General features: G+C 40.4%; 30 protein-coding genes. 9 read left to right on the forward strand and 21 right to left on the reverse strand.

The features are described 5' to 3' along the window. Positions 1 to 5 precede the first annotated feature (5 nt). Together NSQ54_12115 and NSQ54_12120 are read right to left on the reverse strand one after the other, a co-directional pair. Positions 6 to 395 carry a DUF3397 domain-containing protein gene (locus tag NSQ54_12115; protein ID WYP25070.1) on the reverse strand — a complete coding sequence of 130 codons (390 nt, stop codon included), beginning with the start codon at positions 393 to 395 and terminating at the stop codon, positions 6 to 8. A gap of 25 nt (positions 396 to 420) precedes the next feature. Further along, positions 421 to 1329, reverse strand: coding sequence for a 2-dehydropantoate 2-reductase (locus NSQ54_12120; GenBank protein WYP25071.1), 909 nt, complete (start codon positions 1327 to 1329; stop codon positions 421 to 423). A 169-nt stretch (positions 1330 to 1498) separates the two neighbouring features. On the opposite strand from NSQ54_12120, the gene NSQ54_12125 reads away from it, so the two are divergent. Beyond that, entirely contained in the window at positions 1499 to 2002 is a 504-nt protein-coding gene (locus NSQ54_12125) for an N-acetyltransferase (protein WYP25072.1), read from the forward strand. Between the two features lie 71 nt (positions 2003 to 2073). Here the strand turns inward: NSQ54_12125 and NSQ54_12130 are convergent, their stop codons facing one another. The 3 genes from NSQ54_12130 to NSQ54_12140 form a co-directional block, all read right to left on the reverse strand. Next, positions 2074 to 2655, reverse strand: a complete 582-nt coding sequence (locus NSQ54_12130) for an RsfA family transcriptional regulator (protein WYP25073.1) — start codon at positions 2653 to 2655, stop codon at positions 2074 to 2076. Between the two features lie 182 nt (positions 2656 to 2837). Next, positions 2838 to 3008, reverse strand: a complete 171-nt coding sequence (gene rpmF, locus NSQ54_12135) for a 50S ribosomal protein L32 (GenBank protein ID WYP25074.1) — start codon at positions 3006 to 3008, stop codon at positions 2838 to 2840. A gap of 45 nt (positions 3009 to 3053) precedes the next feature. Further along, positions 3054 to 3569 (reverse strand): YceD family protein, encoded by a 516-nt coding sequence (locus NSQ54_12140; protein WYP25075.1) that lies wholly within the window; start codon positions 3567 to 3569, stop codon positions 3054 to 3056. A 158-nt stretch (positions 3570 to 3727) separates the two neighbouring features. Between NSQ54_12140 and NSQ54_12145 the strand changes: the two genes are divergently transcribed. Then, positions 3728 to 4957 (forward strand): nucleotidyltransferase, encoded by a 1230-nt coding sequence (locus NSQ54_12145; GenBank protein ID WYP25076.1) that lies wholly within the window; start codon positions 3728 to 3730, stop codon positions 4955 to 4957. 27 nt (positions 4958 to 4984) lie between these two features. On the opposite strand, the gene NSQ54_12150 is transcribed toward NSQ54_12145, so the two are convergent. Then, positions 4985 to 6040, reverse strand: a complete 1056-nt coding sequence (locus NSQ54_12150) for a SepM family pheromone-processing serine protease (protein WYP25077.1) — start codon at positions 6038 to 6040, stop codon at positions 4985 to 4987. A 111-nt stretch (positions 6041 to 6151) separates the two neighbouring features. Between NSQ54_12150 and ylbJ the strand changes: the two genes are divergently transcribed. Then, a complete protein-coding gene (gene ylbJ, locus NSQ54_12155; GenBank protein ID WYP25078.1) occupies positions 6152 to 7369 on the forward strand; it encodes a sporulation integral membrane protein YlbJ in 1218 nt (405 codons plus the stop codon). Here the strand turns inward: ylbJ and coaD are convergent. Continuing rightward, on the reverse strand, positions 7356 to 7832 hold the full coding sequence (gene coaD, locus NSQ54_12160) for a pantetheine-phosphate adenylyltransferase (protein ID WYP25079.1): 477 nt from the start codon (positions 7830 to 7832) through the stop codon (positions 7356 to 7358). The genes ylbJ and coaD overlap by 14 nt on opposite strands. Beyond that, positions 7829 to 8404 carry a 16S rRNA (guanine(966)-N(2))-methyltransferase RsmD gene (gene rsmD, locus NSQ54_12165; protein ID WYP25080.1) on the reverse strand — a complete coding sequence of 192 codons (576 nt, stop codon included), beginning with the start codon at positions 8402 to 8404 and terminating at the stop codon, positions 7829 to 7831. Before rsmD ends, coaD begins: the two co-directional genes overlap by 4 nt. A 327-nt stretch (positions 8405 to 8731) precedes the next feature. Here rsmD and NSQ54_12170 point away from each other — a divergent pair, with 327 nt between their 5' ends. Next, complete coding sequence (locus NSQ54_12170; GenBank protein ID WYP25081.1) at positions 8732 to 9124, forward strand: methylthioribose kinase; 393 nt, start codon at positions 8732 to 8734, stop codon at positions 9122 to 9124. A 196-nt stretch (positions 9125 to 9320) separates the two neighbouring features. On the opposite strand, the gene NSQ54_12175 is transcribed toward NSQ54_12170, so the two are convergent. Both NSQ54_12175 and NSQ54_12180 read right to left on the reverse strand, forming a co-directional pair. Then, positions 9321 to 10559, reverse strand: coding sequence for an MFS transporter (locus tag NSQ54_12175; protein ID WYP25082.1), 1239 nt, complete (start codon positions 10557 to 10559; stop codon positions 9321 to 9323). 164 nt (positions 10560 to 10723) lie between these two features. Next, positions 10724 to 11002, reverse strand: a complete 279-nt coding sequence (locus tag NSQ54_12180; GenBank protein ID WYP25083.1) for a YlbG family protein — start codon at positions 11000 to 11002, stop codon at positions 10724 to 10726. A 79-nt stretch (positions 11003 to 11081) separates the two neighbouring features. Here NSQ54_12180 and NSQ54_12185 point away from each other — a divergent pair, with 79 nt between their 5' ends. Then, positions 11082 to 11387, forward strand: coding sequence for a hypothetical protein (locus NSQ54_12185; GenBank protein ID WYP25084.1), 306 nt, complete (start codon positions 11082 to 11084; stop codon positions 11385 to 11387). Positions 11388 to 11444: 57 nt separating this feature from the next. On the opposite strand, the gene NSQ54_12190 is transcribed toward NSQ54_12185, so the two are convergent. Further along, entirely contained in the window at positions 11445 to 11885 is a 441-nt protein-coding gene (locus NSQ54_12190) for a YlbF family regulator (protein ID WYP25085.1), read from the reverse strand. 158 nt (positions 11886 to 12043) lie between these two features. Between NSQ54_12190 and NSQ54_12195 the strand changes: the two genes are divergently transcribed. After that, complete coding sequence (locus NSQ54_12195) at positions 12044 to 12805, forward strand: RimK family alpha-L-glutamate ligase (GenBank protein WYP25086.1); 762 nt, start codon at positions 12044 to 12046, stop codon at positions 12803 to 12805. A 21-nt stretch (positions 12806 to 12826) separates the two neighbouring features. On the opposite strand, the gene NSQ54_12200 is transcribed toward NSQ54_12195, so the two are convergent. Both NSQ54_12200 and NSQ54_12205 read right to left on the reverse strand, forming a co-directional pair. Further along, positions 12827 to 13093, reverse strand: coding sequence for a YlbE-like family protein (locus tag NSQ54_12200; GenBank protein ID WYP25087.1), 267 nt, complete (start codon positions 13091 to 13093; stop codon positions 12827 to 12829). Between the two features lie 17 nt (positions 13094 to 13110). Next, positions 13111 to 13560 carry a YlbD family protein gene (locus NSQ54_12205; protein WYP25088.1) on the reverse strand — a complete coding sequence of 150 codons (450 nt, stop codon included), beginning with the start codon at positions 13558 to 13560 and terminating at the stop codon, positions 13111 to 13113. Between the two features lie 133 nt (positions 13561 to 13693). Between NSQ54_12205 and NSQ54_12210 the strand changes: the two genes are divergently transcribed. Further along, the gene (locus tag NSQ54_12210; GenBank protein WYP25089.1) at positions 13694 to 14194 is read left to right on the forward strand and encodes a PaaI family thioesterase; all 501 of its coding nucleotides are present in this window, start codon (positions 13694 to 13696) and stop codon (positions 14192 to 14194) included. A gap of 1 nt (position 14195) precedes the next feature. Here the strand turns inward: NSQ54_12210 and NSQ54_12215 are convergent, their stop codons facing one another. Beyond that, positions 14196 to 15260: a CAP domain-containing protein gene (locus NSQ54_12215; GenBank protein ID WYP25090.1), complete on the reverse strand. Its 1065-nt coding sequence runs from the start codon at positions 15258 to 15260 to the stop codon at positions 14196 to 14198. Between the two features lie 222 nt (positions 15261 to 15482). Here NSQ54_12215 and NSQ54_12220 point away from each other — a divergent pair, with 222 nt between their 5' ends. Continuing rightward, a complete protein-coding gene (locus NSQ54_12220; protein ID WYP25091.1) occupies positions 15483 to 15836 on the forward strand; it encodes a YugN family protein in 354 nt (117 codons plus the stop codon). A gap of 70 nt (positions 15837 to 15906) precedes the next feature. Here NSQ54_12220 and NSQ54_12225 read toward each other — a convergent pair whose 3' ends face one another. From NSQ54_12225 to coxB, 5 genes are all read right to left on the reverse strand, one after another. Continuing rightward, the gene (locus tag NSQ54_12225) at positions 15907 to 16449 is read right to left on the reverse strand and encodes a DUF420 domain-containing protein (protein WYP25092.1); all 543 of its coding nucleotides are present in this window, start codon (positions 16447 to 16449) and stop codon (positions 15907 to 15909) included. 346 nt (positions 16450 to 16795) lie between these two features. Next, positions 16796 to 17140: a cytochrome C oxidase subunit IV family protein gene (locus tag NSQ54_12230; protein ID WYP25093.1), complete on the reverse strand. Its 345-nt coding sequence runs from the start codon at positions 17138 to 17140 to the stop codon at positions 16796 to 16798. Then, positions 17133 to 17765, reverse strand: coding sequence for a cytochrome (ubi)quinol oxidase subunit III (locus NSQ54_12235; GenBank protein WYP25094.1), 633 nt, complete (start codon positions 17763 to 17765; stop codon positions 17133 to 17135). Before NSQ54_12235 ends, NSQ54_12230 begins: the two co-directional genes overlap by 8 nt. A 1-nt stretch (position 17766) precedes the next feature. Continuing rightward, a complete protein-coding gene (gene ctaD, locus NSQ54_12240) occupies positions 17767 to 19632 on the reverse strand; it encodes a cytochrome c oxidase subunit I (GenBank protein WYP25095.1) in 1866 nt (621 codons plus the stop codon). A gap of 24 nt (positions 19633 to 19656) precedes the next feature. Continuing rightward, the gene (gene coxB / locus NSQ54_12245) at positions 19657 to 20703 is read right to left on the reverse strand and encodes a cytochrome c oxidase subunit II (GenBank protein ID WYP25096.1); all 1047 of its coding nucleotides are present in this window, start codon (positions 20701 to 20703) and stop codon (positions 19657 to 19659) included. A 395-nt stretch (positions 20704 to 21098) separates the two neighbouring features. Here coxB and NSQ54_12250 point away from each other — a divergent pair, with 395 nt between their 5' ends. Beyond that, positions 21099 to 22004, forward strand: coding sequence for a heme A synthase (locus tag NSQ54_12250; protein ID WYP25097.1), 906 nt, complete (start codon positions 21099 to 21101; stop codon positions 22002 to 22004). A gap of 48 nt (positions 22005 to 22052) precedes the next feature. Here NSQ54_12250 and pyc read toward each other — a convergent pair whose 3' ends face one another. Then, a complete protein-coding gene (pyc, locus tag NSQ54_12255; GenBank protein WYP25098.1) occupies positions 22053 to 25499 on the reverse strand; it encodes a pyruvate carboxylase in 3447 nt (1148 codons plus the stop codon). A gap of 190 nt (positions 25500 to 25689) precedes the next feature. Beyond that, the gene (locus NSQ54_12260) at positions 25690 to 25971 is read right to left on the reverse strand and encodes a YlaN family protein (protein ID WYP25099.1); all 282 of its coding nucleotides are present in this window, start codon (positions 25969 to 25971) and stop codon (positions 25690 to 25692) included. Between the last annotated feature and the right edge of the window lie 170 nt (positions 25972 to 26141).

Consider the following 26141-nt stretch of genomic DNA (forward strand, 5'->3'; position numbering starts at 1 on the left):
TGAACTTAAACAAAAGAAAAGATGCTCCAAATGAGTCCATATCCGCTAAGTAAAATATAAATAGTCACAAATATAAGGAAATTCAGTCTCCAGATTCCTTTAAAAAGCTTCATAGCATAGAAATCATCCATCACATTCCAATAAATAATAGTAAATGTAATGGCTACAGTAAAAAATAAAGCGAGGACTAGCCAAACAGATGTGGGTTCCCACAGCTGACTCATAATATAGTAGACGGCCGCCATAAACAGGATGGCTGACCCATCACTCGCCCATATGACCGCTTTACGTTTTTGTTTTATCAGCTTTACGGTTGAAATATAAATTAAATACCAACCTAGTGCTGGGATTGTGACAACGGTGGCTACCAAAGCTGCTACTGTACTTGTTACCATAAATGCTTCACCTCTAATCGATCTCTTATTTTAGGAATGATTGTTCGCGGTTGTTGAGTGCCTGATACAAAAAAGATATCGTAGGTAGAGACAGTCCATATGCTTTGGCTCTCCGGAGTAAATATCCTAAAATGGCATCAACCTCTGTTTGTCTCTCTTGTTTTATATCGACTAACATGGACGAAGTGTTTTCCGCTGTCCGTTTACAAACTGAGACTACGTGAGACCAGTACTTCTCTTTATCAGGCTGAAGAGGGTGAAGAGAAAAGGCTTCATCAAATACAGACCTCATAAGTCGCTTCAGCTCAATTGATTGAATTAGCTCTCCATTTTTTAACCCAGTAAGTGCTGTAATTGGATTAATACAAGCATTCACCAATAGCTTGGACCAAAGAAGATCCTCCCAGTTCCCCTGTTCAGAGACAGGGAAATGGAGTGATTGAATTGAATGTAGCCACTGCGTTAGCATGGTCGTCCGTTCCTGGTATATCGCCCAGTTTAACTCCCCTACTCCTGTGTGTTGAACGGTTGTATGGTCTAAGCGAACCGCGCCATGACTAATGGTGGCAAAAGCAATGGTTGGTTCTTCAAGCTCAGAAGCAGTCTCAACATGTGCCATCCCATTTTGTAGGAATAGGTAGCTTTGATGCTTGCCTCTTCTCTTAAAGTAATTCGTTAAGATTGGATCTAAGTCGTAGGATTTGACCGCAAACAGACATACATCTGCTGCTTCTACGTTTGCTTGATCGAGTTGAATGCTATGTAATTGAATCGTTTCTGAATGATCGCCACGAACGAGTGTTAGCCCCTTTTGATTCAATTGATCGGCCTGAGCTTTCGTTCTCGTACAAAGAGTGACCGCATCATTATTCTTTTTTAGATAAGCTGATACTAAGAGACCAATTGCGCCTCCGCCTATTATATAAATCTTCAATATAATCCCATCCTATCCTAACAATAGTTGAATTGTACCATATCCTTCAAAATAAATAAGTCTTTTTTAGTGGATTTCATGACGTATATGGAATCGTTATTAATGCGTTTTCAGCTTGTTTATGTTAAGATAATGAAAACGCATTCTTATACTTTTAGGAGGATTTACTATGAGCAAACCAGTTGTTGAACGTCTTCTTGTAAACTATAAAACATTAGATGAATTTAAGAATTTTAGAGAGTTTGGGGCTGCAGAGCTCTCAATGAAAGATGATCTGAATGCTAATATTATAGAAAATGATAGTGAATCTCCGTTTTACGGAATATATTTTGGTAAAAAACTTGTAGCGAGAATGAGTCTGTACCGGATTGATAGCAGATTTGACCAATACTTTGATCCACCTCAGGACTACTTTGAGCTATGGAAGCTTGAAGTGCTGGAGCCTTACCGTAATCAAGGGTATGGGCAAGCACTAGTAGAATTTGCAAAGAGCTTTGGTTTACCTGTTAAAACAAATGCTAGACAAGCTTCAAGTGAATTCTGGGAAAAGTCCGGTTTTAACTCTCTTACGTACGATCCAGCTCGAGATCGCGGAGAAAGTCCATTTGTTTGGTTCCCAGAAGGTGTAATTGAACAGGAGCAACAATCAGCTGCAACAACTGATCAAGACTAAACCTTCTATACACAGCTAAAAAGGCAAATGTTCCTTAACCGGACATTTGCCTTTACTTATTTATGCTACGTTTACATCGTTCGTTCAATGGGATGATCTCTTGTAAACTTCCTCGCTCGATCCATTATTGTGAGCAACGCTTTATAATCTTGAGTAATAAGGTCTTTATCTCGGGCAAGCTGCTCCAGCTTTTCTCTTAATTGCTCGTTTTCTTGTCTCAACTCCTCTAGTTCTAGAGAATCTTTTGTTTCCTGCCTTTGTTCATATGTTGATAAAAATGTAATGACATCTTGTAAATTAAAACCATGCACAGGCTCGGTTGGTAAAGACTCCCGAGTGACTTGTACATCCTCTATGTCTTGAACAGCAGGAGCTGATGTTGTGACTGGGCTTGGGCTTGGTTTTTGTTTAGCTTCTTGAGAGACGGACTTTTTGCCTTTTTGCTTCTTAGCCAACGCAACAGCAGATTCATATTTTTTTCGGATGGTCGAATTCCAGCGGAACCCACATGCTGCACTTGATCTTGATAATTTTTTGCCGACTTCTTCAAAAGCAGCTAGCTGAGTACTTGATTCGCGAATGTGTCGTAACACGACTTCGGCGAGTAACAGATCCTCATCTTCTGACCAGGCATCTTGTCGAGTGACTACCATTTTTCATCTCTCCTTTTATATCATATGCTTTCTTATGTCTATGCAAATCAGGTGTTAGATAGACTAGGAACTAGTAATCAGTTATATCCTTTTTCTCTCTAATCTATTCACCCTGATTGAAGGAGGATAAAAACGATAAAAAAACCTCCAGGGTAGGATACCCAAGAGGTTTCTTTCAAACATTATTTTGTAACTTTTTCACCTTTGTAAGAACCACATTCTTTACAAACGCGGTGGCTAAGTTTCATCTCGCCACATTCTGCACATTTCACCATGCCAGGGACAGCTAGTTTCAAGTGCGTACGACGTTTTCTTTTAGCGGTTTTAGACGTTCTTCTAAATGGTACTGCCAATATTCCCACCTCCTTAAAAAAATCAAACACTCAATCATCGACTCGTTACGACTTATCAAAAAACTTGGCTAAATCAGCCATACGCGGGTCAATTCGATCCTTTTGTGACTCTTCAGTCACAAGCTCCCAGTCTTTACCTGAAGGCGGAGCTAACGGCTCTGCACCCTCTTCAGCATAGACCTGTAATGGAATTTCCAAAAGGATTCGCTCTTCCAGAATAGGAGTTAGATCAATCTCATCATCAAGAACCAAATGAACTTCATCCTTATCTGAGATATCCGGCATAACGGATCCCTCAGGTAGAAAATGCTCATCAAAGCTAATTGATAGTGGCCACTTCACATCTGCAAGGGTTCTTGCACATGGCAGAGTCAACTCTCCCTCAAGCTTTAAAGAAAATGTAATGAGATTTGTCGGATATGTCACTTCTCCAGTTACCCGGATGTTTGTCATATCACGAATATCATTACTTTCTTTTAGTAACTGATCAAAGCGAACCGACTCATCAATAGGAAAGGTCTTATGCTTAGCTGCTTTTAGTTCACGCAGCGTCCATTTCATGATAAACCACCTCTAAGGCACAAAAGTAATTATAGATCTGACACTAATGAATGTCAACCTTTTTTCTTTACAGTTTAATGCGTATACTAAGATTAGTTCCTTCATTAGAACTACATCTATTCTAGCATGTCAGATTATCCGAGTAAAGGAGGCCGTCCATGCAAAACGTAACAAACCAAGTAAAAGCCGTTGGAATGGTTGTGGAATACAATCCTTTTCACAACGGACATCTATATCAGCTTCAGCAAGCAAAACAAGATACAGGCGCTGATGTGGTTGTAGCTGTTATGAGCAGCTCCTTCCTGCAGCGAGGTGAACCAGCACTTGTCTCTAAATGGTCTCGCACAAAAATGGCTCTGGCGAATGGTGTGGATCTTGTACTTGAACTTCCTTATGCCTATGCTAGTCAAAAAGCAGAGATTTTTGCAAAAGGTGCGATCTCTATCTTAGCTGCAGCGGGCGTTGATTTTCTTCATTTTGGCAGTGAGTCAGGGTCTATTGAAGAATTTCATGAGTTATTATATACAATGCAACAGAATGAAGGCGAATGGGATCTGTTAGTAAAGGAATATATGAGTCAGGGTCACAGCTATCCTCGAGCCGCATCTCTCGCCTTTACTCAATTAGGAGTAGATACGACTCTTTCATTGGAACAACCTAATAACATCCTAGGCTATCATTATATAAAGGCCATTCGCGACCAAAACTCAGCGATCATTCCTTACACAACAAAGCGAATAGCTGCGGGGTATCATGACCGCACGATTTCATCACCATCCATAGCCAGTGCAACAAGTATAAGAGAAGCTATTTTCTCAAGTGAGGATCAGACAAGCCTAGTAAAACAGGTGATGCCCCCATCCTCTTATACTGAACTGACAAATTATTCACAGACTACGCGTCAACTTCATAATTGGGAACGGTATTTTCCATTTCTACAGTATAGAATCTTAAGTTCAACGGCAGATGAACTTTCTTCCATCTATGAATGCGTGGAAGGATTAGAATTTCGAGTACTTGATACAATAGGCAAGGCTACTTCATTTCAAGAATGGATGAGCTCACTAAAAACAAAACGGTATACATGGACCAGATTACAGCGTTTAGCCACTCATATTCTGACCCACACAACAAAAGCTGAGCTAAACCGCATTCACACTTCTCCCCTACCTTATATAAGGCCTCTCGGGATGAACAAAACTGGTCAATTATACCTTCGCACACTTAAAAAGAAAGCTACTGTTTCCATTCTCAGTCGATTTGCTTCATCCGAAGATCTGCTTGCCACACTTGAACTAAGAGCCTCCAGAGCTTATCTAGCACCTCTTTCCCAAGAAGTGAGGTCTGCACGCATGGATGAGGAATTTAAAGCCCCCATACGACTCTAGAATCCTAGTGGTATGGGGGATGTTTTGTTATGATTTTTCATTGCCTGGAAGTTCCTCAAGAAAACGTAGGGCATCCTCTATATTCTGAACAGGGATCACCTGCATATCTGTTCCGATATCTTCTGCCGCGTGTTTCGCTTCTTCATAATTCGTTCCATTTTGTCCATTTGCATCAGGTGCAAAGAAGTACTTCGCCCCCGCTTTATCTGCCGCAACAACCTTTTGTGAGGCTCCACCTATTGGTCCAACAGTCCCCTCGTCATTAATCGTGCCGGTACCTGCGATAAGGTAGCCATGTGTAATGTCTTCATCTACAAGTTGATTATAGATCTCAAGTGAGTACATGAGTCCAGCGGATGGTCCACCGATATCTGTTTCATTAATGGTAACAGCGGGCGAGAACGTTACATCTCGGTCGGTCACAGGTGAAAGAATCCCTAGTCCAACTCGTCCTTCCTCTACTTCATACTCGTCTGGAAAAGGTTGAAAAGCTAATTCAACTGTGCGTGGTTCTGCATCACGTGTCACGGACAATGTGACAACATCATCCTTTGAATATCCTTCTAAAAGCTCCAGTAACTCCTCAGCCGTGTGAGTAGGTGTTCCATTCACTTCAGTAATTAAATCTCCTGTTTTTAATTCCTTTGCCGCTGGCATCCCTTCAATGAGATTGGTTACAAGTACGCCGCGATACTCATAAGAAACCTCTGCGCCTGCTTGTTCGTACGCTGCAATTTTTGCATTCTCCTGAGAGCCCGACATTAACAGTCTTTGCCGTTCATGATAATCTGAATCACTTTCCTCAGATCCTCGCACTTGTTCTTCCGGGAGGATCTGTCTGTAGGAGCTTAGGAGTGACCATACGTAGTACAAAGGTGTGGCTCTTGCCATCTCAACCGTTGTCAGCATAAATGCTCCCTCTTCGACCCCGTTTGTACCTTCTACAGTAATCATCTCGTTAAGCTCTTGAGCAATTCCAGGCTGTGAATAGTAATAAGGCAGCTTAATCAGATTCAACAGTAGGACAAGGGCTAAAACAATGATATATCGTTTTCTAATCAATGGTTTTCTTGGTTCATTCATATGGATCTCCTCCTTGCAGGACGTTTATTGCTCACTGATTCATTGGTCTATTTCAATTGTTCATACGTATAGTAGAGAATACGTAAGAGACAAGCTCGAGGGGGAGTAGATGTGCCGGTTTTAAAAACATGGTTATTTAGCGGGACAGCAATATTAATGGCTTTTGCCTTAATCATGTTCCCCAAGGAAGCACTTGAGGCATCACTTAATGGTATGGGAATGTGGTGGGATGTTGTCTTTCCTTCCTTGTTACCTTTTTTTATCCTATCTGAACTATTAATTGGTTTTGGTGTGGTAGCCTTTCTCGGAACCATTCTAGAACCATTTATGCGTCCCATCTTCAGAGTGCCTGGAGCCGGAAGCTTTGTTTGGGCTATGGGACTGGCTTCGGGAAACCCGACCGGTGCCAAGCTTGCAGCTAGGCTTCGCCAACAGAAAAAAGTCACTCGTGTAGAAGGAGAACGATTAGCAGCCTTTACAAATTCCTCTAATCCACTCTTTCTTTTTGGTGCGATTGCTGTAGGTTTTTTTCATAATCCTGCTCTTGGTTTACTCCTTGCTGCCGCCCATTATTTAGGGAATATCCTTGTTGGCTTATCGATGAGATATTATGGCAGAAAGGAAGAAACCTACGAGCGTACTGCGGAAACACGAAGCAGATTCTCTTTGAAAGAGGCGTTCTCCCGAATGCACACGGAGCGAATTCAGGATGGGCGACCAATTGGACAGCTATTAGGAGATGCCGTTCAATCCTCTGTCCGTACTCTTCTACTTGTGGGCGGCTTCATCATCTTATTTTCAGTGGTTAATAAGATGCTTTCCATTAGTGGGTTTACGGACCTATTCGCACAAGGAATTTCTTGGGTGTTTTCACTTTTTCAGCTTTCCCCCCATTTAAGTATGCCTTTCATATCCGGGTTGTTTGAAATTACATCTGGTGCACACTTACTATCAACGGCAGATGCACATCTTTTGGAGAAAGTCATTGTTGCCAGCTTCTTTATTGCGTTTGGTGGATTTTCCATTCAGGCTCAAGTAGCGAGTATTCTTTCAGAAACAGATCTACGCTTTAAGCCGTTTTTTATCGGTCGCTTGCTCCATGGTTGTTTTAGTGCCGTTCTTATCCTACTTCTTTGGAAGCCACTTTATGTAAATCGAACAACTCATGAAACCTTTTTTCCAATTACAAATCAATGGCAACCTCATGTAAATGTACTTGTCACCGGCTGGAATCAATGGCTGCAATTTTCGCCCTTCATCACTTTATGTGGACTTGTTCTCTACATTGTTATTAAAGCCCGTAATCAATTGGTTCTTACACATAAGTAGCGATTAGTGCTCTTTCAACCGCTTCTGGTACGAGTTTACTTAGAGACTGTTTGTATTTTGCTGCTTCCTTCACGATCGTTGAACTGATAAAAGCAAGCTCTGCACTAGTCGCTAAAAAATACGTTTCCACTTCAGGTGCAAATTGACGATTAATAGAAGCGACCTGCATTTCATATTCAAAGTCACTTGATCCTCGTAATCCACGGATCATCGCACGTCCACCTTGTTCCTTGACGTATTGTACCGTTAAGCCCTCATATGAATCGACAGTGACACGAGGGAGATGGCGTGTTGAATCTTTTATTAACTGCAACCGCTCTTCTACTGTGAATAGCGTCTGTTTCTTTGAATTATGTACGAGTAGCACGCGAATCTCATCAAAGGAATGTGTTGCCCTCTCAATTAAATCAATATGTCCTCGTGTGATTGGATCAAATGAACCTGGGAATACAGCTAACGTCATAACGCTCCACCTTCACTTTCTGAACGATTTGCCCAGATTGTAACCGTTGTATCACCATACTGTTCGTTTCTTTGCACAACTAAACGTCCACATTGTAATGGGAGTTTAACAGACGTTGCATGCTCTACTACAATCACACCAGTTGATGTTAATAATTCATGTTCATCAATAAATTCAAGCTGTCCTTTAAGTGTTTGTTTCGCATAGGGAGGATCCAAAAAGATCATATCGAACGATAGTCCTCTTTTTAAGATTGCTTTTAACGCCCTGTCTGCCTCCGTTCGATAGACTTCAGCCATGCCATCTAACTTTGTGAATGTGAGATTGTCATGTATCGTTTGAATCGCTTTTTTATCTTGATCAACAAAGATAACAGAATCTAACCCACGGCTTAAGCCTTCAATCCCTAGTCCTCCACTTCCTGCATACAGATCAAGTCCACTACCACCATCAAAGTAAGGACCAATCATATTGAAAATCGACTCTTTTACTTTGTCTGTAGTTGGTCTCGTCCCTTTTCCAGGCACGGCCTTTAAAGGGAGCCCTTTTTTATCTCCAGAAATAACACGCATGTAAATCACCTAGCCTTTATTGTTCGTGTGAAGCCTTTCATTTATCCTATTATATCATGAAAATGATTTCTGTTATTCCATGTATAGTTTAGTCATAGTTAGCCCATACTACCAATTAACAGCATGTTTTCATGTTGTGACAACCACGGAGAAGACTTACTTTCCCCATAAGCTCTCTCCGGTTTCTCCTCTCCCATAGCCTGTCTCATCTTATATGAGTATAGGCACCCGCAGTCAATTAGACTGCGGCTTTTTTTATCTCGACTAATCGATGTATTCGTGCTATATTGTCTCGTGATTACGAGATGCTAGAGGAGTGTGCTAACAATGATTCAGCGTTTTATTGAGCTTGGCGAAGGATATGGGGATTTTTACGAATTACTTGAACTGGCTACAACCAATAAAGAACGATTGGCTGAATTCGTTCAATTTGAGACAAACATTAATGATCAAAAGCGCGCATCGGTAGGCGTTATTCTACGTCCTGCTACAAAAGCAGGATTTATGCCCATTTATTATTGTCGCGAAGGCATTAGTATTAAAGAAGGGATTGAAAGTAAGCGCGTTCGTGAATTTCGAGATCTTGCTCATTCATTACACAAACGGGTTCGTCAACTGGAAGTGAGACCCTCAAAGGATTTTGCTGAAAAAGAGTTATACGAGCAATACTTAACAGGTGTGTTCCGTGTAAATCATTGTCTGCCCCCATTAAATTGGTAGGTTGAATACATATAAGTAGATACGTAAAAAGACGGCGGGACATAACTTGAATGTAGCGAGTAAAACACGAATATAGCAATTAATCCGCTACAGGAGCATCCCTCGCTTGTTCAAATAAATCACGAAAGGCGAATGATTCTACAATCGAATCATTCGCCTTTTCAAATTGATTTTAAGTTATGCCTCAGCCTCTTTTTTACGTAGATGACCGTTTTAAACGTTGGTTTTTGTCGCGTTGAAAGGTATGTTCAGCAGGCTCCATGATTTTAAGCCTTACTAATACAACTGCACCTATGAGAATAATAGAAGTTGTTAGTAATAAGCCTCTGACCCCATACAAACTAACTAACCAGCCCCCTATGATCGGACCAATCATCGAACCTAAATACATGGCACTGTTTGAGAACCCATACGTGCGACTCTCCATTCCTTTTGGTGCATGCATACGAATTAATGTGTTAGCAGCAGGGAGAAGTCCTCCAAGACAAAGACCCACAAAAAACCGGAGAATGATCAGCTGCCAGATACTTGTCACAAACACTTGAGGGATCGTGAACAATGCGACGCCCATTAAACAATAGACAAGCGTCCGATGAGCACCTTTTCGATCACTCATTCGCCCGAGCCATGCAGCCGTCGTAAAGTTCGCAAATCCGGTGACTGACACAACAATTCCTGCATAAAGAGACACATTAGCAGCTGGTGTTAGCTCTTCGACATATAGAGATAAAAGTGGGTTAACACCCATAATCGCTAACTGAATCATTAAAATAACAACATAGATCGATAAAACAGGACGATTTGCAGTGATCTTTTTAAATTCACTAATGGTACTCGTTTTTGTTTTTTCCTCGTTAACTGGAGGTGCGAAGTTTTCTTTTACAAAAATCGAAACAACGATAGCTGCGATAAGAATAAACGCTCCTGTTATAAAGAAAACCATTCGATAACCGAAAGCCTGTGACATTACACCACCAAACAATGGCCCGCCGATCGCACCTGCGACTGTTCCTGATTGAAGAATACCGAGCGCATATCCAGTATGTTTTTTAGGCGTGTTTGTACTGACCAAACCAATTGCCGCTGGAATAAACCCAGATATGACGCCATTTAGTAGCCTTAAAAATAATAAACTAATTGGACCCGCTGCAAGTCCTGTCAAACTAATGACGATCGCCATTCCGAATCCAGAGCGTAAGATCATTAGTTTACGTCCACGACGGTCCGCAAGTCTTCCCCAAAAAGGAGAAAAGATAAAGGCGGTTAAGAAATTCGCACCAAAAATGACACCTGCCCATAAACTGATCTCTTTTGGATCAGTGAGGCCTAATTCTTTAAGATATAAAGGTAGGAAGGGCATAATCATCGACATGGCACTCATCACTAAAAAAGTGCATCCAGCTAGGATCCACACATTTCTTTTCCATGATTCCAAACGATCACTTCCTCGTACGTCTATTATATATTTCGCCGGACGAAACAATCAAGTGATCTACTCGCCTATTCTGCCTTTGTAACCTTTACTTACGTCTTTCTTTCAAACGCACTCTCTGTTTTACGTATGTTTGCACAAAAAAACCAAGCGGAACACCACTTGGTCTAGATACCCATCTTATAGTCATACTCTTTTGCTTTATCAGGTTTTGCATTTTGATAATCGGTTTTTATAAACGGTCTCATCGAAGGCTTCACTTCACGCACAAAATGAAAACTACGAAGCTTTTCCATTGTGTCTTCAATTTGGTCCTGGTTACAATAGAAAATAACATACTTCATTTTTTTTGAGACGTAATGAACATTTCCAAACCGTCTAAGCTGTCTAGCAAATTTGAGTGAGGTTAACCATACGACAATTCCTTGACGTTGTCCATCCACCATCATCTTACTCTCCTTACTCGTTATGTCATCCGTAAAAGCCTTGCGTACTTTATTATGTATAATCAAGGGAGTGACCTACTTGTTTAAGATGTACTATACTAGTTTAATTCATGAGTTGTCACCGATTCAAGTAGAAAAACGGTTTATAGGTGGATTTTGTTTTCTTTATATTCACACAGAATTACCAGCTGATCAACTTGAGCGTTTACTTAACAAATCTGCAACAAGCATTTGTCTTAATAAGAAAATCACATATGAATGCTCACCAGTCCGACCAATTAAAGAAGGCCACATCTTTCGTATCCGGTTTTTACCACCTATTGAGAAAATGTTCTGCTGTGGCAATGAATGCACGGATTGTGTTAGAGAGAGACTAAAAAAATAAATGGCGAACCATACGCTTTGACGTACCATTCGCCATTCATTCGTTGCACAGAGGCTTTTATCCGCAGCTACAGCCGCCTCCTGATCCACAGCCACCGCTACATGACATACTGTCGAAAAACGGATTCCCAGATGGAACCTTTATCGTTGTTGAAACAGCATGAGCAACAATGCCGCTTATTTCATTTAATAAGCCTTCCAGCTCTTTTTCTGCTTGCTTAAACGCGATCACACGTTCATGTTTATCCATACTTCGCTTGGCTTGGCGTATCTCCTTTGACACTCGGTCATAGTCTGGATGATACTTACCAAAGCGCTGTACTTCTTCATTCAGTTCCTTCAGATCATTAAATGCTTTAATCAATGACTGAGCAGAAGGATCTGCATGAAGCTGACTTCTAGCTTCTATATATTCTGCAACGGGTTCAGACTGTAAAATCACTTCACTTAACGCATCTGTTTCCGTTAATAGCTCCATTTCATTTATGGTAGCGAGCATCATAGCACCCCCTACGAAGAAGTATAGCACGTCTTAAGCAGTGTTCATACCTATATAAGAACATTTATAGAACCTTCGCCCATGCCATTGACAACGTACGCATGCAGAACTATAATTCATTGAATTTAGTTGAACATAGAAAGGCGTTGGATCCATACATGAACGTAATTTCGTTTAATCCTTTTCGAACGATCGGCATCCTAAATCAGCATTATATTAAGCCGGAAAATATGTTTTTGGAGAAAGAGCGAATTGAAGAAGCAGATCTTTGTCTCTTCCCTGAAAACTGGCAGGTTAATTCTCTTGTGTACGGTATGAAGAAGCGTATCTTTCCTAGTATACAGTCCATTCAGTTAGGGTTTAATAAAATTGAAATGACCAGGGCGCTTTGGAGTGTTGTACCAGAGCATGTCCCAAAAACGATGATTCTTGGTCGTAATAGAGATACCTTTCAAAAAGTACTTGATGAGTTCCCATTTCCATTTGTTGCAAAAGAAATTCGAAGCTCAATGGGTCGCGGTGTGTTCTTAATTGAAAATGAACAACAATTTCGTGAGTATAGCGACCAAAACCCTACCTATTATATTCAGGAGTTTCTTCCGATTGAACGTGATTTGCGTGTGTGTATTGTAGGTGAAAAAGCGATTGCTTCTTATTGGCGCGAAAACAAGGATACGTTCAAAAACAACGTAGCTCAAGGTGGACGCATTTATTTTGATGATATCCCCCAAGAAGCTGTAGAGGTTGCTGTACGTACAGCAAAAGCTCTCGGTATAGACCATGCCGGATTTGACTTAATCGTTGTAGAGAACCAGTACTACATCTTAGAATTTAACACGTTATTCGGAAACCAGGGCTTCCAAGAATTAAATGTATCCGTTGAACAAGAAATTGCGAATTATCTTGGATTAAAACGATAAATGATGACAAACAGGAAACCGTCACGAACTGAAGGTTTCCTGTGTTTGTGCAACCGTATCCTGGCCCATCTTTAGCATTTCCATCATCATCATGGCGAGACCCAAATTTGATTGCATCTTCTCTACACGTTGGGGAAATGTTCGTCCGTAAAAACGATTCGCTTCTTTTTCAAGTGTTTGAACGGCCGATGGATCTCGCGATAAGGTGCGATACCATTGTGGATGTTGACGAACAAATAAGCGAAACTCCTGATTCTCGTTAAACATGCGTATGATCTCAGGTCTCATGAAGGTCCTCCCTTATGTTAATCCCGTCTAAAAGAAAACGGTTGGTCTGAATTTGACCGTTGCTCTTGACCTTCCGTCCGTTGAAAGCCTTGAATCAGGGACTGAACATTTCCGAGTACTGAACTAAACTGAGCTAAGTGGTTTTGCAGGTCCTGGACATTCATTTTTTTGACCATACCTATAATTTGACCCATAAACTCTGTAGCTGTATTAGGATCTGTTTGTTGGCCCGTTTCATTTGTTTGTTGTGTTTGTTGTTGCGTTTGGTCTTGTGTATGGTCCTGATGAGCCTCTGGTGACTTATAAGGCTGCCATTGACTGTGGTCAGCCCCCAACACACTCCACTCTTCATAAAAGGCTTGAAGTGACTTTTGACCGAGTCGTACATCGTTCATGATCATTGGATGCTCCCTGACAAATGCTTTAAAATCTTGAACACTTTGATGTAGTTCATGTGAGGACGCCATGTCTACCTCACCACCTTTTCGTTTATAGTACTATTCTAGAAGAATGCCTAGTCCATGGTTCGTCTTTTTCTGAAAAAAAGTATGTTTTTTTGTTACAATAAACAAGGTTATTATTTTCTCAGGAGGTTTTAGCATGGAACACCTTACAAATCAATCGATCCAGACTCAGTTTGAACAATATTTACTATCTGCATCTGAAGAAGATAAACACATTCTTTCGTCCATATTGACAAATTTACAACAAAAAAAGGACACCAGTGGGTCCTATTTGTCAGCTCTTATTAAGATGGAAGCAAAATCATTTGCGAACAAACAGCTTGAAATGACCATTCCGATTAGTCCAATCATACATAACTCTCTTGATATTGTGCATGGAGGCATTACTGCTACACTTGCTGATTCAGCGATGGGTACATTGGTACATAGATTGTTGCCAGAGCACCAAACAGCTGTTACAACAAACCTTTCCGTTCAATACATCCGTCCCGGCAAAGGAACACACTTATCGTGTACAGCTTCTGTTACCCATCAAGGTAAGCAATTATGTGTAACAGAAGCACGTGTTGTAGATGATCGAGGAAAGCTCGTAGCAACAGCAAATGGTACATTTATGGTTATTGCAAAATCAAAGTAAATTACTCAACCGGGGTCAAAAAATTCTGAGTGAAACTTCTCTGATAGACCCCTACCCCGAGTTCTGTAAATCCTTCGTGAAGAAGATTCACCCGATGCCCTTCACTGTTTAACCATCCCTCAACTGCAGCTGCACCATCAACATAGTTAAGTGCGATGTTTTCACCTGCTGTTCTAAATGGGACTTCCCCAGCGATAAAACGTGCATCAAGCTTCCCGTAGGTTGGTGAAATGTGGTCAAAATAATCGTTCTCTACCATATCAAGACTATGCTTATACGCGATATTTCGCACATCTTCGTTCCATGTGAATGATTCAAGTCCATGTTTATTTCTAATTCGGTTTGTTAAATCAAAAATTTGCTTTTCTTCTCCTGCTTCAACTGCTTCCCATTCATCCTTTGTAAGCTCATTGGTTTCCGGCAACGATCCACGATACGTCATATCATACGGCTTTTGCCTAAGAAGAATATCGGTCGTTAGTAATCTAACGGTAGAAAGTTCGCCTGTATGTATATCAAAATACAATTGTAGCCAATCTTCACCATAAGGGATAACTGGTCTAGCCTGAATGTCTGCCTCTGTTAAGATAAACTTAAATGTACCGTCATCTGATTTAACTTCAATCGATGATTCAAATTCTAACTCTTGAGACAGCCTTTCATACGTGAGCGGTCCGTTAAAAATGGTATCAGCAAGTTCATCCCCCATATAATAACAAGTGACAACTTGATTATCCTCAATTCCCGCCTGTAAATAAGACGTGTTATCAATCGGATAAATCCACCAATCATATCCATACGATGAAGGGTCTTTTCTCTCTGGTTCACCGTATGTTTGTGTCAGCTCATCTGTAGACATGTCGATGATGTTCTCAAGTACGACCCCGGATTGACCTGTCCGGCTTCCCAAGATTTCATCAGAGGGTACTTGCTTCTCGAGAAGCTGATCCTGTTTAAAAGGCGATGCCGCGTACCAACGCTGAACCTCATCTCTCTCTGTAACCTTGACTAACATTAAAGCAAGTATCAGTACCAAGGCGGCCAACAACCCTAGCCGTTTACGCAATCTCATCACTCCTTTGTCATAACCCTAACAAAAAAGTTCGTAATTCTTCTCTACTTCCCTTTATCTACTTATGTAAACTATTGTCTTTAAACGTAGAATAGGAGTTTGATACGCCTTTGTTCTGTTTGGTTAAAAGAAAAACAATTCATTTATTGCAAGCTGATGCATTTCATACTATCATAATTATAGAAAACATGCAGGACTAAAAGGGGTGTAATAATTATGAAATTTGATGAAACCGGTTTCGAAGGACAAGAAGTTAAGTTTGAGCATATCCAACACGCTGCAAATGCGTGTGGCTTTGTACATGGAGAACAGTGGGATTATGAACGCGCGATGTTTGATTACAAGATTGTTAATCAGGGCGATACATACTATGTTCGAGTACCGATCTATTCCATTAAAGGAGATATCCCGAGAAAAGAAACAATCTGTAGGTTAATGTCACCACTACTTGGTAAGCATTACTATCCACACGGTGTAGAATATGCAGGCGAAACCTTCCCAGATTCTGTCGTAACAAAAGCCAAATCTAAACTGGATTTACTTAAACATACGCTTGAGCAAGAGGTTTAGTTTCACTTTTTTTAATATGAATATAAAAAAGCACGACCCTGCTCTAGGGTCGTGCTTTTCATTGGTCCTCTTAATAGTAAGGAGAAATCATCAAATACACTAATACACCAGTAAAGCTAACATATAACCATAAAGGCATAGTCCAGCGAGCAATCTTTTTGTGTCGCTCGTTCTCCATATTCCATGCTCTAGTCACAGTAGTAAGTGCAAGCGGTACGATTACAGCTGCTAGCACGATATGCGTAATCAAGATAAAGTAATAGAAATAACGTAGAAACCCTTCTCCACCATAAGCTGTGGATGAAGATAAAAAGTGGTGGGCGACATACGTAATTAAAAAGAATGTGGTTGTTGTAAACGCCGCATAGATAAATCGTTTATGCCATGTGACCTTACGTTTAATAATTGAAATTAAGGCAGCAAGTAAAAATAAAAAAGTAAAACTGTTAAAGATCGCATTAAACATCGGTAACAACTGTACATCAAATGCATCAAAGTTTTCGTAGCCAGGCATGCCTGAGAGTACTGCCACTAATCCATTAACAATAATAGTTACGATAATAATAAGTGGTTTATAATTTCTCTTCTTATGTGTTGATACTGTTTCTGACAACTTGACCTCTCCTTTTCAAATAAAACCTGTCCAATCTATTTAGAAGTATACACTGATCTGCTTCGCAGAAACAAACGAAGGCGTCACAATCTGATGAACTTTCTCGAATGATCTTTTTTAGTAAAACGAAAAGAGGCTAGAACATAACTTTAATGTCAATAGGAACTCACGTATTTAGCACAATATCCGCTACAGGAGAATCCCTCTGCATGTCTTACGCCTTACTAAAAATAGAAATGGCGAATGATTCAATAATCGAATCATTCGCCATTTTCAAGTTGATTTTTAGATTTGTCCAGCCTCTTGCCCTGTTACCATTCATTTACTTCCTATCGTTTTGCACAGATTAATACTTTGTTACACCGATTAATAGCATAAGTGCAACGATGGTTGGAAGTGTGATAAAAATTCCTGTGATCATAAAGACGTTTGCCCACGCATGATCCTTATCCTTCATATGCATAAAGAACAGAAGCTGAAGAGCAAGCTGCACAATCGCCAGAATTAAGATAAACGGGATGGCAAGCGTTCGTGGAACAAAATCTGTTGCCACAGCAGCAAAGGCCATAAAGGTTAAAGCGATCATTAATGCAAATGCAACAATTTGCTTTCTAATCTCGGCTTTATGAGATCGTTTCTCCTCATTTGTCATGGCACTTGTTTCAAAGCGCTCACTTAAATGATTAGCCATGCGATCCACCTCCTACACCCATAAGATAGACAACTGTAAAGATAAATACCCATACTACGTCAATAAAGTGCCAGTAAAGACTAGCTACGTAGAACTTTGGAGCGTTTGTTAGCGTGATACCTGAACGAGCGTAACGGACGATTAACAACGTAATCCAGCACAATCCAAACGTTACGTGTGCCCCGTGAAGTCCTACTAAAGAATAGAAGGCACTAGCAAAGGCACTGGTTGTAAATCCAAATTCATACTCATTCACATACTGGTAAAACTCATAGATTTCCATTCCAAGAAACCCAAGACCAAGTACAACAGTAATTACAAGCCAGATCATCATTGAGCGGAAGTTATTCTTCTTCATTGCGGACATAGCTAGCACACTTGTTAAACTACTTGTTAAAAGAAGCATAGTCATAATAAATACTAGCTCAAGGTGGAAGATGTCAGCTGATGTTGGACCATCAGCCGTACCATTCCTTAACCCAAGATACGTACCAAAGAATGTGGCAAACAAAATTGTTTCTCCACCAAGGAAAAACCAAAAGCCCAAGAACTTATTTTTCCCTTCAAGGGTAGCTCGTTCCGGATGCGACGGGAGACCATTAGATAAATCAACTGATCCTGACATTCTACTTTTCCCCCTTTCTAGGTAATTCACGCTTAATTTGATCAATTGGTACATGATAGCCATGATCTTCTTTTATAGATCTAACAGCCATACAGCCAAATGTAATAGCAAACCCACCAACAACCACAATCCATGGATTAATCAGTGCATTCTCCATTTCAAGCATGATTAGTCCAAAGCCTACAAAATAAAGACCTATTGAGATGAGAAGTGGTAAAATTGAACCATTTGGCATATGGATCTCATCAATCGGTTCAGCAGGCTTCATCGTCCCGTCTCCATGAATCTTTTCATAGAATAATGGATCGAGTGAACGAATTTGAGGTGTTTGTGCAAAGTTATACTCTGGCACAGGTGTCGGAACAGCCCACTCAAGCGTTCTAGCATCCCAAGGATCAGCTACTGTTACTCGTTCTCCTTTAAACGCTGAGTAAATAATATTCACAACTAGAAGTAATACGCCAGCTGTCATAAAGAAAGTCCCAATTGTACTGACCATATTATACGCATCCAGACCCTGACCTTCTAGATATGTATAGACTCGTCTTGGCATACCCATTAATCCTAAAATATGCTGAATAAAGAACGTCAGATGGAACCCGATGTAAAACAATACGAAGAACCATTTTCCAAGTGTTTCATTTAACTTATGATTAAACATCTTTGGATACCAGTAAAATAACCCGGCAAATAAAGCGAGTACAATTCCACCTACAATAATGTAATGGAAGTGAGCAACTACAAAGTACGTATCATGGTACAAGTAGTCAACTGGTGCCATCGCAAGCATAACCCCAGTTACCCCACCTAATACAAAGGTTGGTACAAAGGATGATGCAAAAAGCATTGCTGTATTAAATGTGATTTTCCCGCCCCACATTGTAAATAGCCAGTTAAAGATTTTAATACCTGTAGGAACAGCAATGGTCATCGTTGCTACCGCAAATACGGAGTTAGCTACAGGTCCCATTCCAACTGTGAACATGTGGTGAGCCCATACCATAAATCCTAGGAAGGCAATAATCATTGTTGCAAAGACCATGGCCGTATAACCAAACAGTCGTTTTCTAGAAAAGGCTGGAATAACCTCAGAGATAATTCCAAATGCCGGAAGAACAAGAATGTATACTTCCGGGTGACCAAAGATCCAGAATATGTGTTGCCAAATGACCACATTTCCTCCCGCACTTGGTACAAAGAACTGCGCATCAAAAATTCTCTCAAGCATTAAAAGCGCAAGACCTGCCGCAAGTGGAGTGAAGGCAAATAAGATCAGTGTTGAGGAAATGAAAGAAGTCCACACGAATAATGGAAGTCTCATCATCGTCATACCAGGTGCACGCATGTTTACAATCGTTACTAGGAAGTTAATCGCAGAGATTAACGTACCAATCCCCGATACTTGCAACCCTAGTACGTAAAAGTCAATTCCTAAACGGTCTTGTGTGGAAAGTGGAACGTACGCTGTCCAACCAGCATCCGGCCCGCCCCCAAAAAACCAACTTGTACTTAATAATAGTCCTCCGGATAAGAATATCCAGAATCCTAGTGCATTCACAAATGGAAAGGCAACATCACGTGCCCCAATTTGCAAAGGAATGAAATAGTTCATAAAAGCAAACAACAAAGGAGTTGCCGCTAAGAATAGCATGATCGTTCCATGCATCGTAATAAATTCATTAAACGTTTGTCCACTTAAGAACGTATTCTCGGGAAACATTAATTGAATCCGCATGAAAACAGCCATCAACCCGGCTTTACAGAAAAATAATGTTCCAGCAATTAAATACATGATTCCAAGCTTTTTATGGTCAACGGTTGTTAACCAGTCCATAATGACACTTTTCTCTTGTTTTACAGCTGCCAATGTTTCATACCTCCTTTTCCGTTATTACTCTGCATTCTCTCCGTCACGAACATTTAATGAGCGTAAGTATGCAACAAGTGAATCCATTTCGTCTTCTGAGATTTCAGACTCAGGGAATGGAACCATGTTGTTTCCTTGTTTAAATTCATCAGGATTTCGAATCCATGCCTTTAATTGTTCATCTGTATTCTCAAGATATCCAGCAATGGTGTTTCGATCACCAAAGTTTGTTAATGTCGGGCCTGACGCTGAACCAGGACCACTAACGGCATGACAGCTAATACAGTTCTCTTGGAATACTTCATACCCTTGTTGCACAGAAGAGTCTTCCGGCTGCTCTACATCTGCTTTCGCTGCCATATCCTCTACCCATTGGTCATAATCTTCACGTTCAAGTGCAATTAGTTTAAAATCCATTAAAGCATGAGATGGACCACATAACTCTGCACATTTACCCATATACGTACCTGGCTCACTAGCTTCAAGCCATAAGGTATTCTCAATACCAGGGACGGTATCAATCTTACCTCCAAGTGCCGGTACCCAGAATGAGTGAATAACATCGGTTGCATTTAACGTAAAATACACTCGCTCATTTGTTGGAATATATACCTCTTGTCCTGCTGTGAACCCTTCCTCGTAATCAAACTGCCACCAGTACTGATGACCGGTTACATCTATGTATACGGCGTCCTCTACATCTTCAGGCGCTTGACTTTCTGCGAAATCAAACGTTCCGATAATGGTTGGAACAAACAGAACTAAAAGTAGTAGAATTGGGATGACCGTCCAGGTAATCTCCAACACTGTGCTTCCGTGTACTTGTTTCGGGTATTCGTTATCTCCTTCTTTACGACGGAATTTCGCTATAATATAGAAGAAAATCGCGAAAACCACTAATGTGACAAATGCCATTATGTATAATGACAGAATCATATTGTCATAGATCCATTTTGCTTGAGGTCCTTTTGGATCTAAAGCCGTCAAGTTCTCGTTCCCAAAACAGCCTGATAAAAGAAAAATGACTGCTAGAAATCCAAACCGTCCACTCCAAGCCTTTACTTGTTTCATCAGCATTCCCTCACTTTCTTTCAATGTTTGTCCTTTCTTTTCTCTGTAGCATTCTTGCAAACTCAAAACAACGGTAAAATAAAGTCCATCTGATAAGGCTTTCAATAATCTATAAGTAATCATAAGCAGTAAACTGAAATTCCCCAGAATCCGCTTGTTTTACGCCATTCACCTCCTGATGTGCTTATAGATCGCCAATTATAACCAGTATACGTTTACATTATAGCTTATTATGAGATTAGTTTCATCATAAACCTCATTTTCACATGATATTCACATTTAAAAAACCGTCATAAAATGTTCCTCGCTGTAAAATTGACTTTTCCTTGCTGCATACCTATCATCAATAGAGAGCAACCTATTACGAATTTATTTTTAATTAGAAGGTGAAGAACGTGCATAAGCGATTTAAAGTTTTTGGTGTCATTACAGCCTTATTTGTGCTACTAGTCCTGATCCAGGGAGCACTTGTTTCAAAAACGGGTTCTGGTGAAGGGTGTGGGAATACGTGGCCCCTATGCTTTGGTGAGGTTGTTCCATTAAACCCTGCCATTGAGACCGTCATTGAGTATACACATCGTATCGTGTCAGGCTTAGCTGGTTTTCTTGTTATTATCCTGGCTTTTTGGGCCTGGAAGCAATTAAAGCATGTTCGTGAAGCTAGATTTTTGGCGATTCTCTCTGTGTTTATGATTATCTTGCAAGGATTAATGGGTGCAGGAGCTGTTGTTTTCGGACAACAACCTTTAGTTATGGCTCTGCATTTTGGTTTTTCAGCCTTATCTCTTTCATCCGTTGTGTTATTAATCATTTTAAGCTTCGAGGATTCGAAGAAAGGTTCTCGCCCTGCTGCACCTGAGAACAGTAGAGGTTTGCGCAAATACGTTTTAGCTGTCTTATTGTATTGTTACGCGGTTATTTATACAGGTGCTTTCGTAAAGCATACAGATTCAACGCTCGCATGTGCTGGTTTCCCTACATGTAACGGAAAATGGATCCCGGATGCTTTCTGGACAGTTGCTCCACAATATTTCCATCGTATCTTTGGGACCATCATGCTTATACTCTTAATCATCTTACTCATATGGGTCTTTAGAAAGTTTAGTCAAAGTCGAACCATTAAATGGTTAAGTGTCATTTCAATCCTATTAGTAATCGGGCAATTCTCAAGTGGAATTACCATCGTTTTAAGTCTGAACCAGTACCTTGAGGTTGGTATGACTCATGCAGTCTTAGTGTCTTTATTATTTACGTGCTTAGCCTACATGACCATGATTTTATTCAGAAAACGTTCAGCTTAATAAAAAAGAGGATCAAAGCGAGTGCTTTGATCCTCTTTTTTTGTTTGTTTAAACGAATTCGATAAGTAAATCACCTGTTGCAATTGGTTCATTGTCGGATACAAAGACATCCTTAATTTCACCATCAAAAGCAGCCTGTACCGTTGTTTCCATTTTCATCGCTTCTGTAATAAGTAAGTGGTCACCTTTTTTCACTTGATCACCTTTAGCTACAAGAGCTTTAATGACTGTTCCTGGCATAGTCGCACCGATTTGTTTTTCGTTATTCTTATCAACCTTCGGACGGGATTTTACTTTTGTCTGAACAGATTGATCTTGAATTAATACTTCCCTTGGCTGACCATTTAATTCAAAGTACACAATGCGTTTCGCATCATCTCTTGGAGCTGAAACAGAAACAAGCTTAACAATTAATGTTTTCCCTTGTTCGATTTCAACTTCAATTTCTTCGCCTGGTTTTAGACCATAGAAGAAGGTTGGCGTATCAAGTACAGATACATCTCCAAAACTGTCACGGAACTGCTCGAATTCAGTAAATACTTTTGGATACATCACATATGACAACACATCGTGACTTGTTACTTGACGATTCAGTTGTTTAAAGAGCTTATTTTGGATCTCTTCAAAATCAACTGGCTCAAGAAGGGCTCCTGGACGTCCTTCAATTGGCTTGCGAGACTTAAGAATGATGTCTTGAAGCTCTTTAGGGAATCCTTGATACGGTTGTCCAAGCTGTCCTTGGAAGAACTCAACAACAGAATCAGGGAAATCAAGAGAGTGACCTTTAGCGTATACATCTTCTCTAGATAAATCGTTTTGAACCATGTATAAAGCCATGTCCCCTACAACTTTAGAAGAAGGTGTTACTTTTACAACATCACCAAACATATCGTTAACTACACGATACATTTTCTTAACCTCGTTCCAGCGCTCTCCAAGATCAACTGCTTTTGCTTGTTGCTGAAGATTGCTGTATTGCCCACCAGGCATTTCGTGCTGATACACCTCTGTATGAGGAGCATTCATGCCACTTTCAAAGCCTTGATAGTATTTTCTTGTTGCACCCCAGAACTCGTCAAGCTGTTCAAGAGCATGAATATTTACATCAGGTTGCTTCTCTGATCCACCGAGTGCGTAATAAAGAGTGTTTGCACTTGGTTGAGACGTTAAACCTGCCATAGAGCTAATCGCAACATCGACGATATCTACTCCCGCTTCCACTGCTTTTGCATACATATACACACCATTTCCGCTTGTATCATGTGTATGGAGATGAACCGGGATGTCGATTGTTTCTTTTAATGCAGATACAAGAGTGTAAGCTGCTTCTGGCTTAAGTAACCCTGCCATATCTTTAATGGCAAGAATATGTGCTCCGGCTGACTCAAGCTCACGAGCGAGGTTTACGTAATAATTCAGATCATACTTTGTCCGAGATGAATCTGTAATGTCTCCTGTATAGCACATTGCGGCTTCTGCAATCTTTCCAGTCTTGCGAACAGACTCAATGGCCGGACGCATTCCTTCCACCCAGTTTAAGCTATCGAAAATACGGAATACATCGATCCCTGCAGAGGCAGATTTTGAGACAAATTCATCTACAGCATTATCTGGATAGTTTGTATACCCTACTGCATTTGACGCACGTAATAGCATTTGGAATAATACATTTGGTGCTTGTTTTCTTAGTACCAGCAGTCTTTCCCAAGGATCTTCATGTAAGAAGCGCATGGCCACATCAAATGTTGCTCCACCCCACATCTCCATAGAGAATAGGTTTGGTAACAATCGTGCTGTAGGCTCAGCTATCTTCTTCAAATCATGTGTCCTTACACGAGTCGCAAGAAGTGATTGATGCGCATCACGAAACGTCGTATCTGTTAGTAACACATCTTTTTGTTCTTTCACCCATTTGGCCAAGCCCTCAGGTCCTTGTTCATCAAGGATTTGTTTTGAACCACGAGGCATTTCCTCGATTGGATTGATTTTTGGTACAACCGGCTTTTCAAAGTTTGGCTTTTTCTGTTGATCAATTCCTGGATATCCGTTAACGATTGTTTCTCCTAAGAACGTAAGCATTTTTGTTCCGCGGTCTTTTCGTTTAGGGAAAATAAACAATTCAGGCGTTGTGTCGATAAATGAAGTATTGTATGAACCATTTAAAAACGATTCATGTCGCACAACATTTTCAAGGAACGCAATATTTGTTTTAATTCCACGAATACGGAATTCGCGCAAATTCCGCAGCATTTTTGATGCGGCTCCCTCATACGTTAATGCCCACGTAGACACTTTTACTAATAAGGAATCATAATGCGGAGAAATAACAGATCCTTGGAATCCATTTCCTGCATCAAGACGTACACCAAAGCCACCACCTGAACGGTATGCATTAATTCGTCCTGTATCTGGTAAGAATCCGTTAGCCGGATCCTCTGTTGTTACACGTGATTGAATGGCAAACCCACTACATTGAATATCTTCTTGTGCTGGGATACCCATTTTCGAATCATGAAGCTTCTCACCGTCTGCAATTAATAGCTGTGATTGAACAATATCAATTCCCGTTACCATCTCTGTAATCGTATGCTCTACTTGAACACGTGGATTTACTTCGATGAAATAGAAATCCCCATTTTCTGTTGCTAAAAATTCAACGGTACCCGCATTCACATAACCGATTGCTTCAGCTAGTTGAACCGCTGCTTCGCAAATACGTTCGCGTACACCTTCACCCAACGAAACACTTGGTGCGACCTCAACCACTTTCTGATGACGACGTTGAACGGAGCAGTCTCGTTCATATAGGTGCACAATGTTGCCGTGTTTATCAGCTAGAATTTGAACCTCAATATGCTTTGGATTTTCTACAAATTTCTCAACATAGACCTCATCATTCCCGAAGGCAGACTTTGCCTCCGATTTTGCACGATCATATGATTCACGCAGATCTTCAGCAGCTCGTACAATTCTCATTCCACGACCGCCGCCACCAAGTGACGCTTTTATAATAAATGGATAGCCATGCTCTTGGGCAAAGGCTTCAACTTCCTCCACGCCGTTTACAGGACCATCACTACCTGGAATAACTGGTAACTTCGCTTTTAACGCTTGTTCTTTTGCTTGGACTTTATCACCAAACATCCGAAGATGCTCAAGTTCTGGCCCAATAAAGATGATTCCTTCTTCATGACAACGTTTCGCAAATTGAAGGTTCTCAGATAAGAATCCGTAACCTGGATGAATTGCATCGACACCGTGTAGCTTTGCGGTTTCAATAATTCCTTCTATGTCTAGATATGCATCGATTGGTTTTTTACCTTCACCAATCAGATAGGCTTCATCGGCTTTATATCTATGATAAGCTCCTAAGTCTTCTTTAGAATATACAGCCACTGTTCGGATATGTAACTCAGAACATGCTCGGAAAATTCGAATTGCGATTTCTCCACGGTTTGCTACCAACACTTTTTTAATGGATTGTAACCCGTTCATTTCGTCCTCCCCTTTACTCTCTCGACTTTAGTATTCTTTCTCTACTTTTGGTGAAAGCTTGTTATTTAGTATAGAAGTAAAACAGGAAAAAAAGCAATTGAAATCTTCAGTCAGTTTAAAAACTTTTTTTAGTTTGAAATACTAGACAAACAAAAAAGACTATGGTAATAAATCATAGTCTTTTTTCGTATTAACGTTTAATTGTTAAATCGTGTAAGTCGTCCAGTCTACGTTGTAATTCACTTAAAATAAGTTTTCCCTGCTCTTCGTCTACTAAGCCTAATCGAACAGCAAAATCAATTTCGCGTGAAAGCCCAAACATACGAGTATCTAGTACTTCTTCGTAGAGGGGGCATTGAGGCATCGTTAGATTTTCCAACTGAACTTCAATAAGCTTGCGGATCTTTTCTGCGTCAGACTGCAGAAGTGCGTATGCTTTCTCAGCCTGGCTGGTCATCACCTTAATCGACATTTTGTCCCCTCCTCACAATGATAAATCATCTCTACTCTCATAGTATCTGCTAAAGCGCTAAATTGCAATCTTTTTAGCTAATCTTACGTGATTGAATCGTTGCAGTTATGACTAAATTGAAACGTTTTTAAGTTTCTATAACTGACAAACGTCTATTTTTCGTTTTATAC

The organism is Alkalihalobacillus sp. FSL W8-0930, assembly GCA_037965595.1.
Lineage (GTDB): Bacteria > Bacillota > Bacilli > Bacillales > Bacillaceae_D > Alkalicoccobacillus.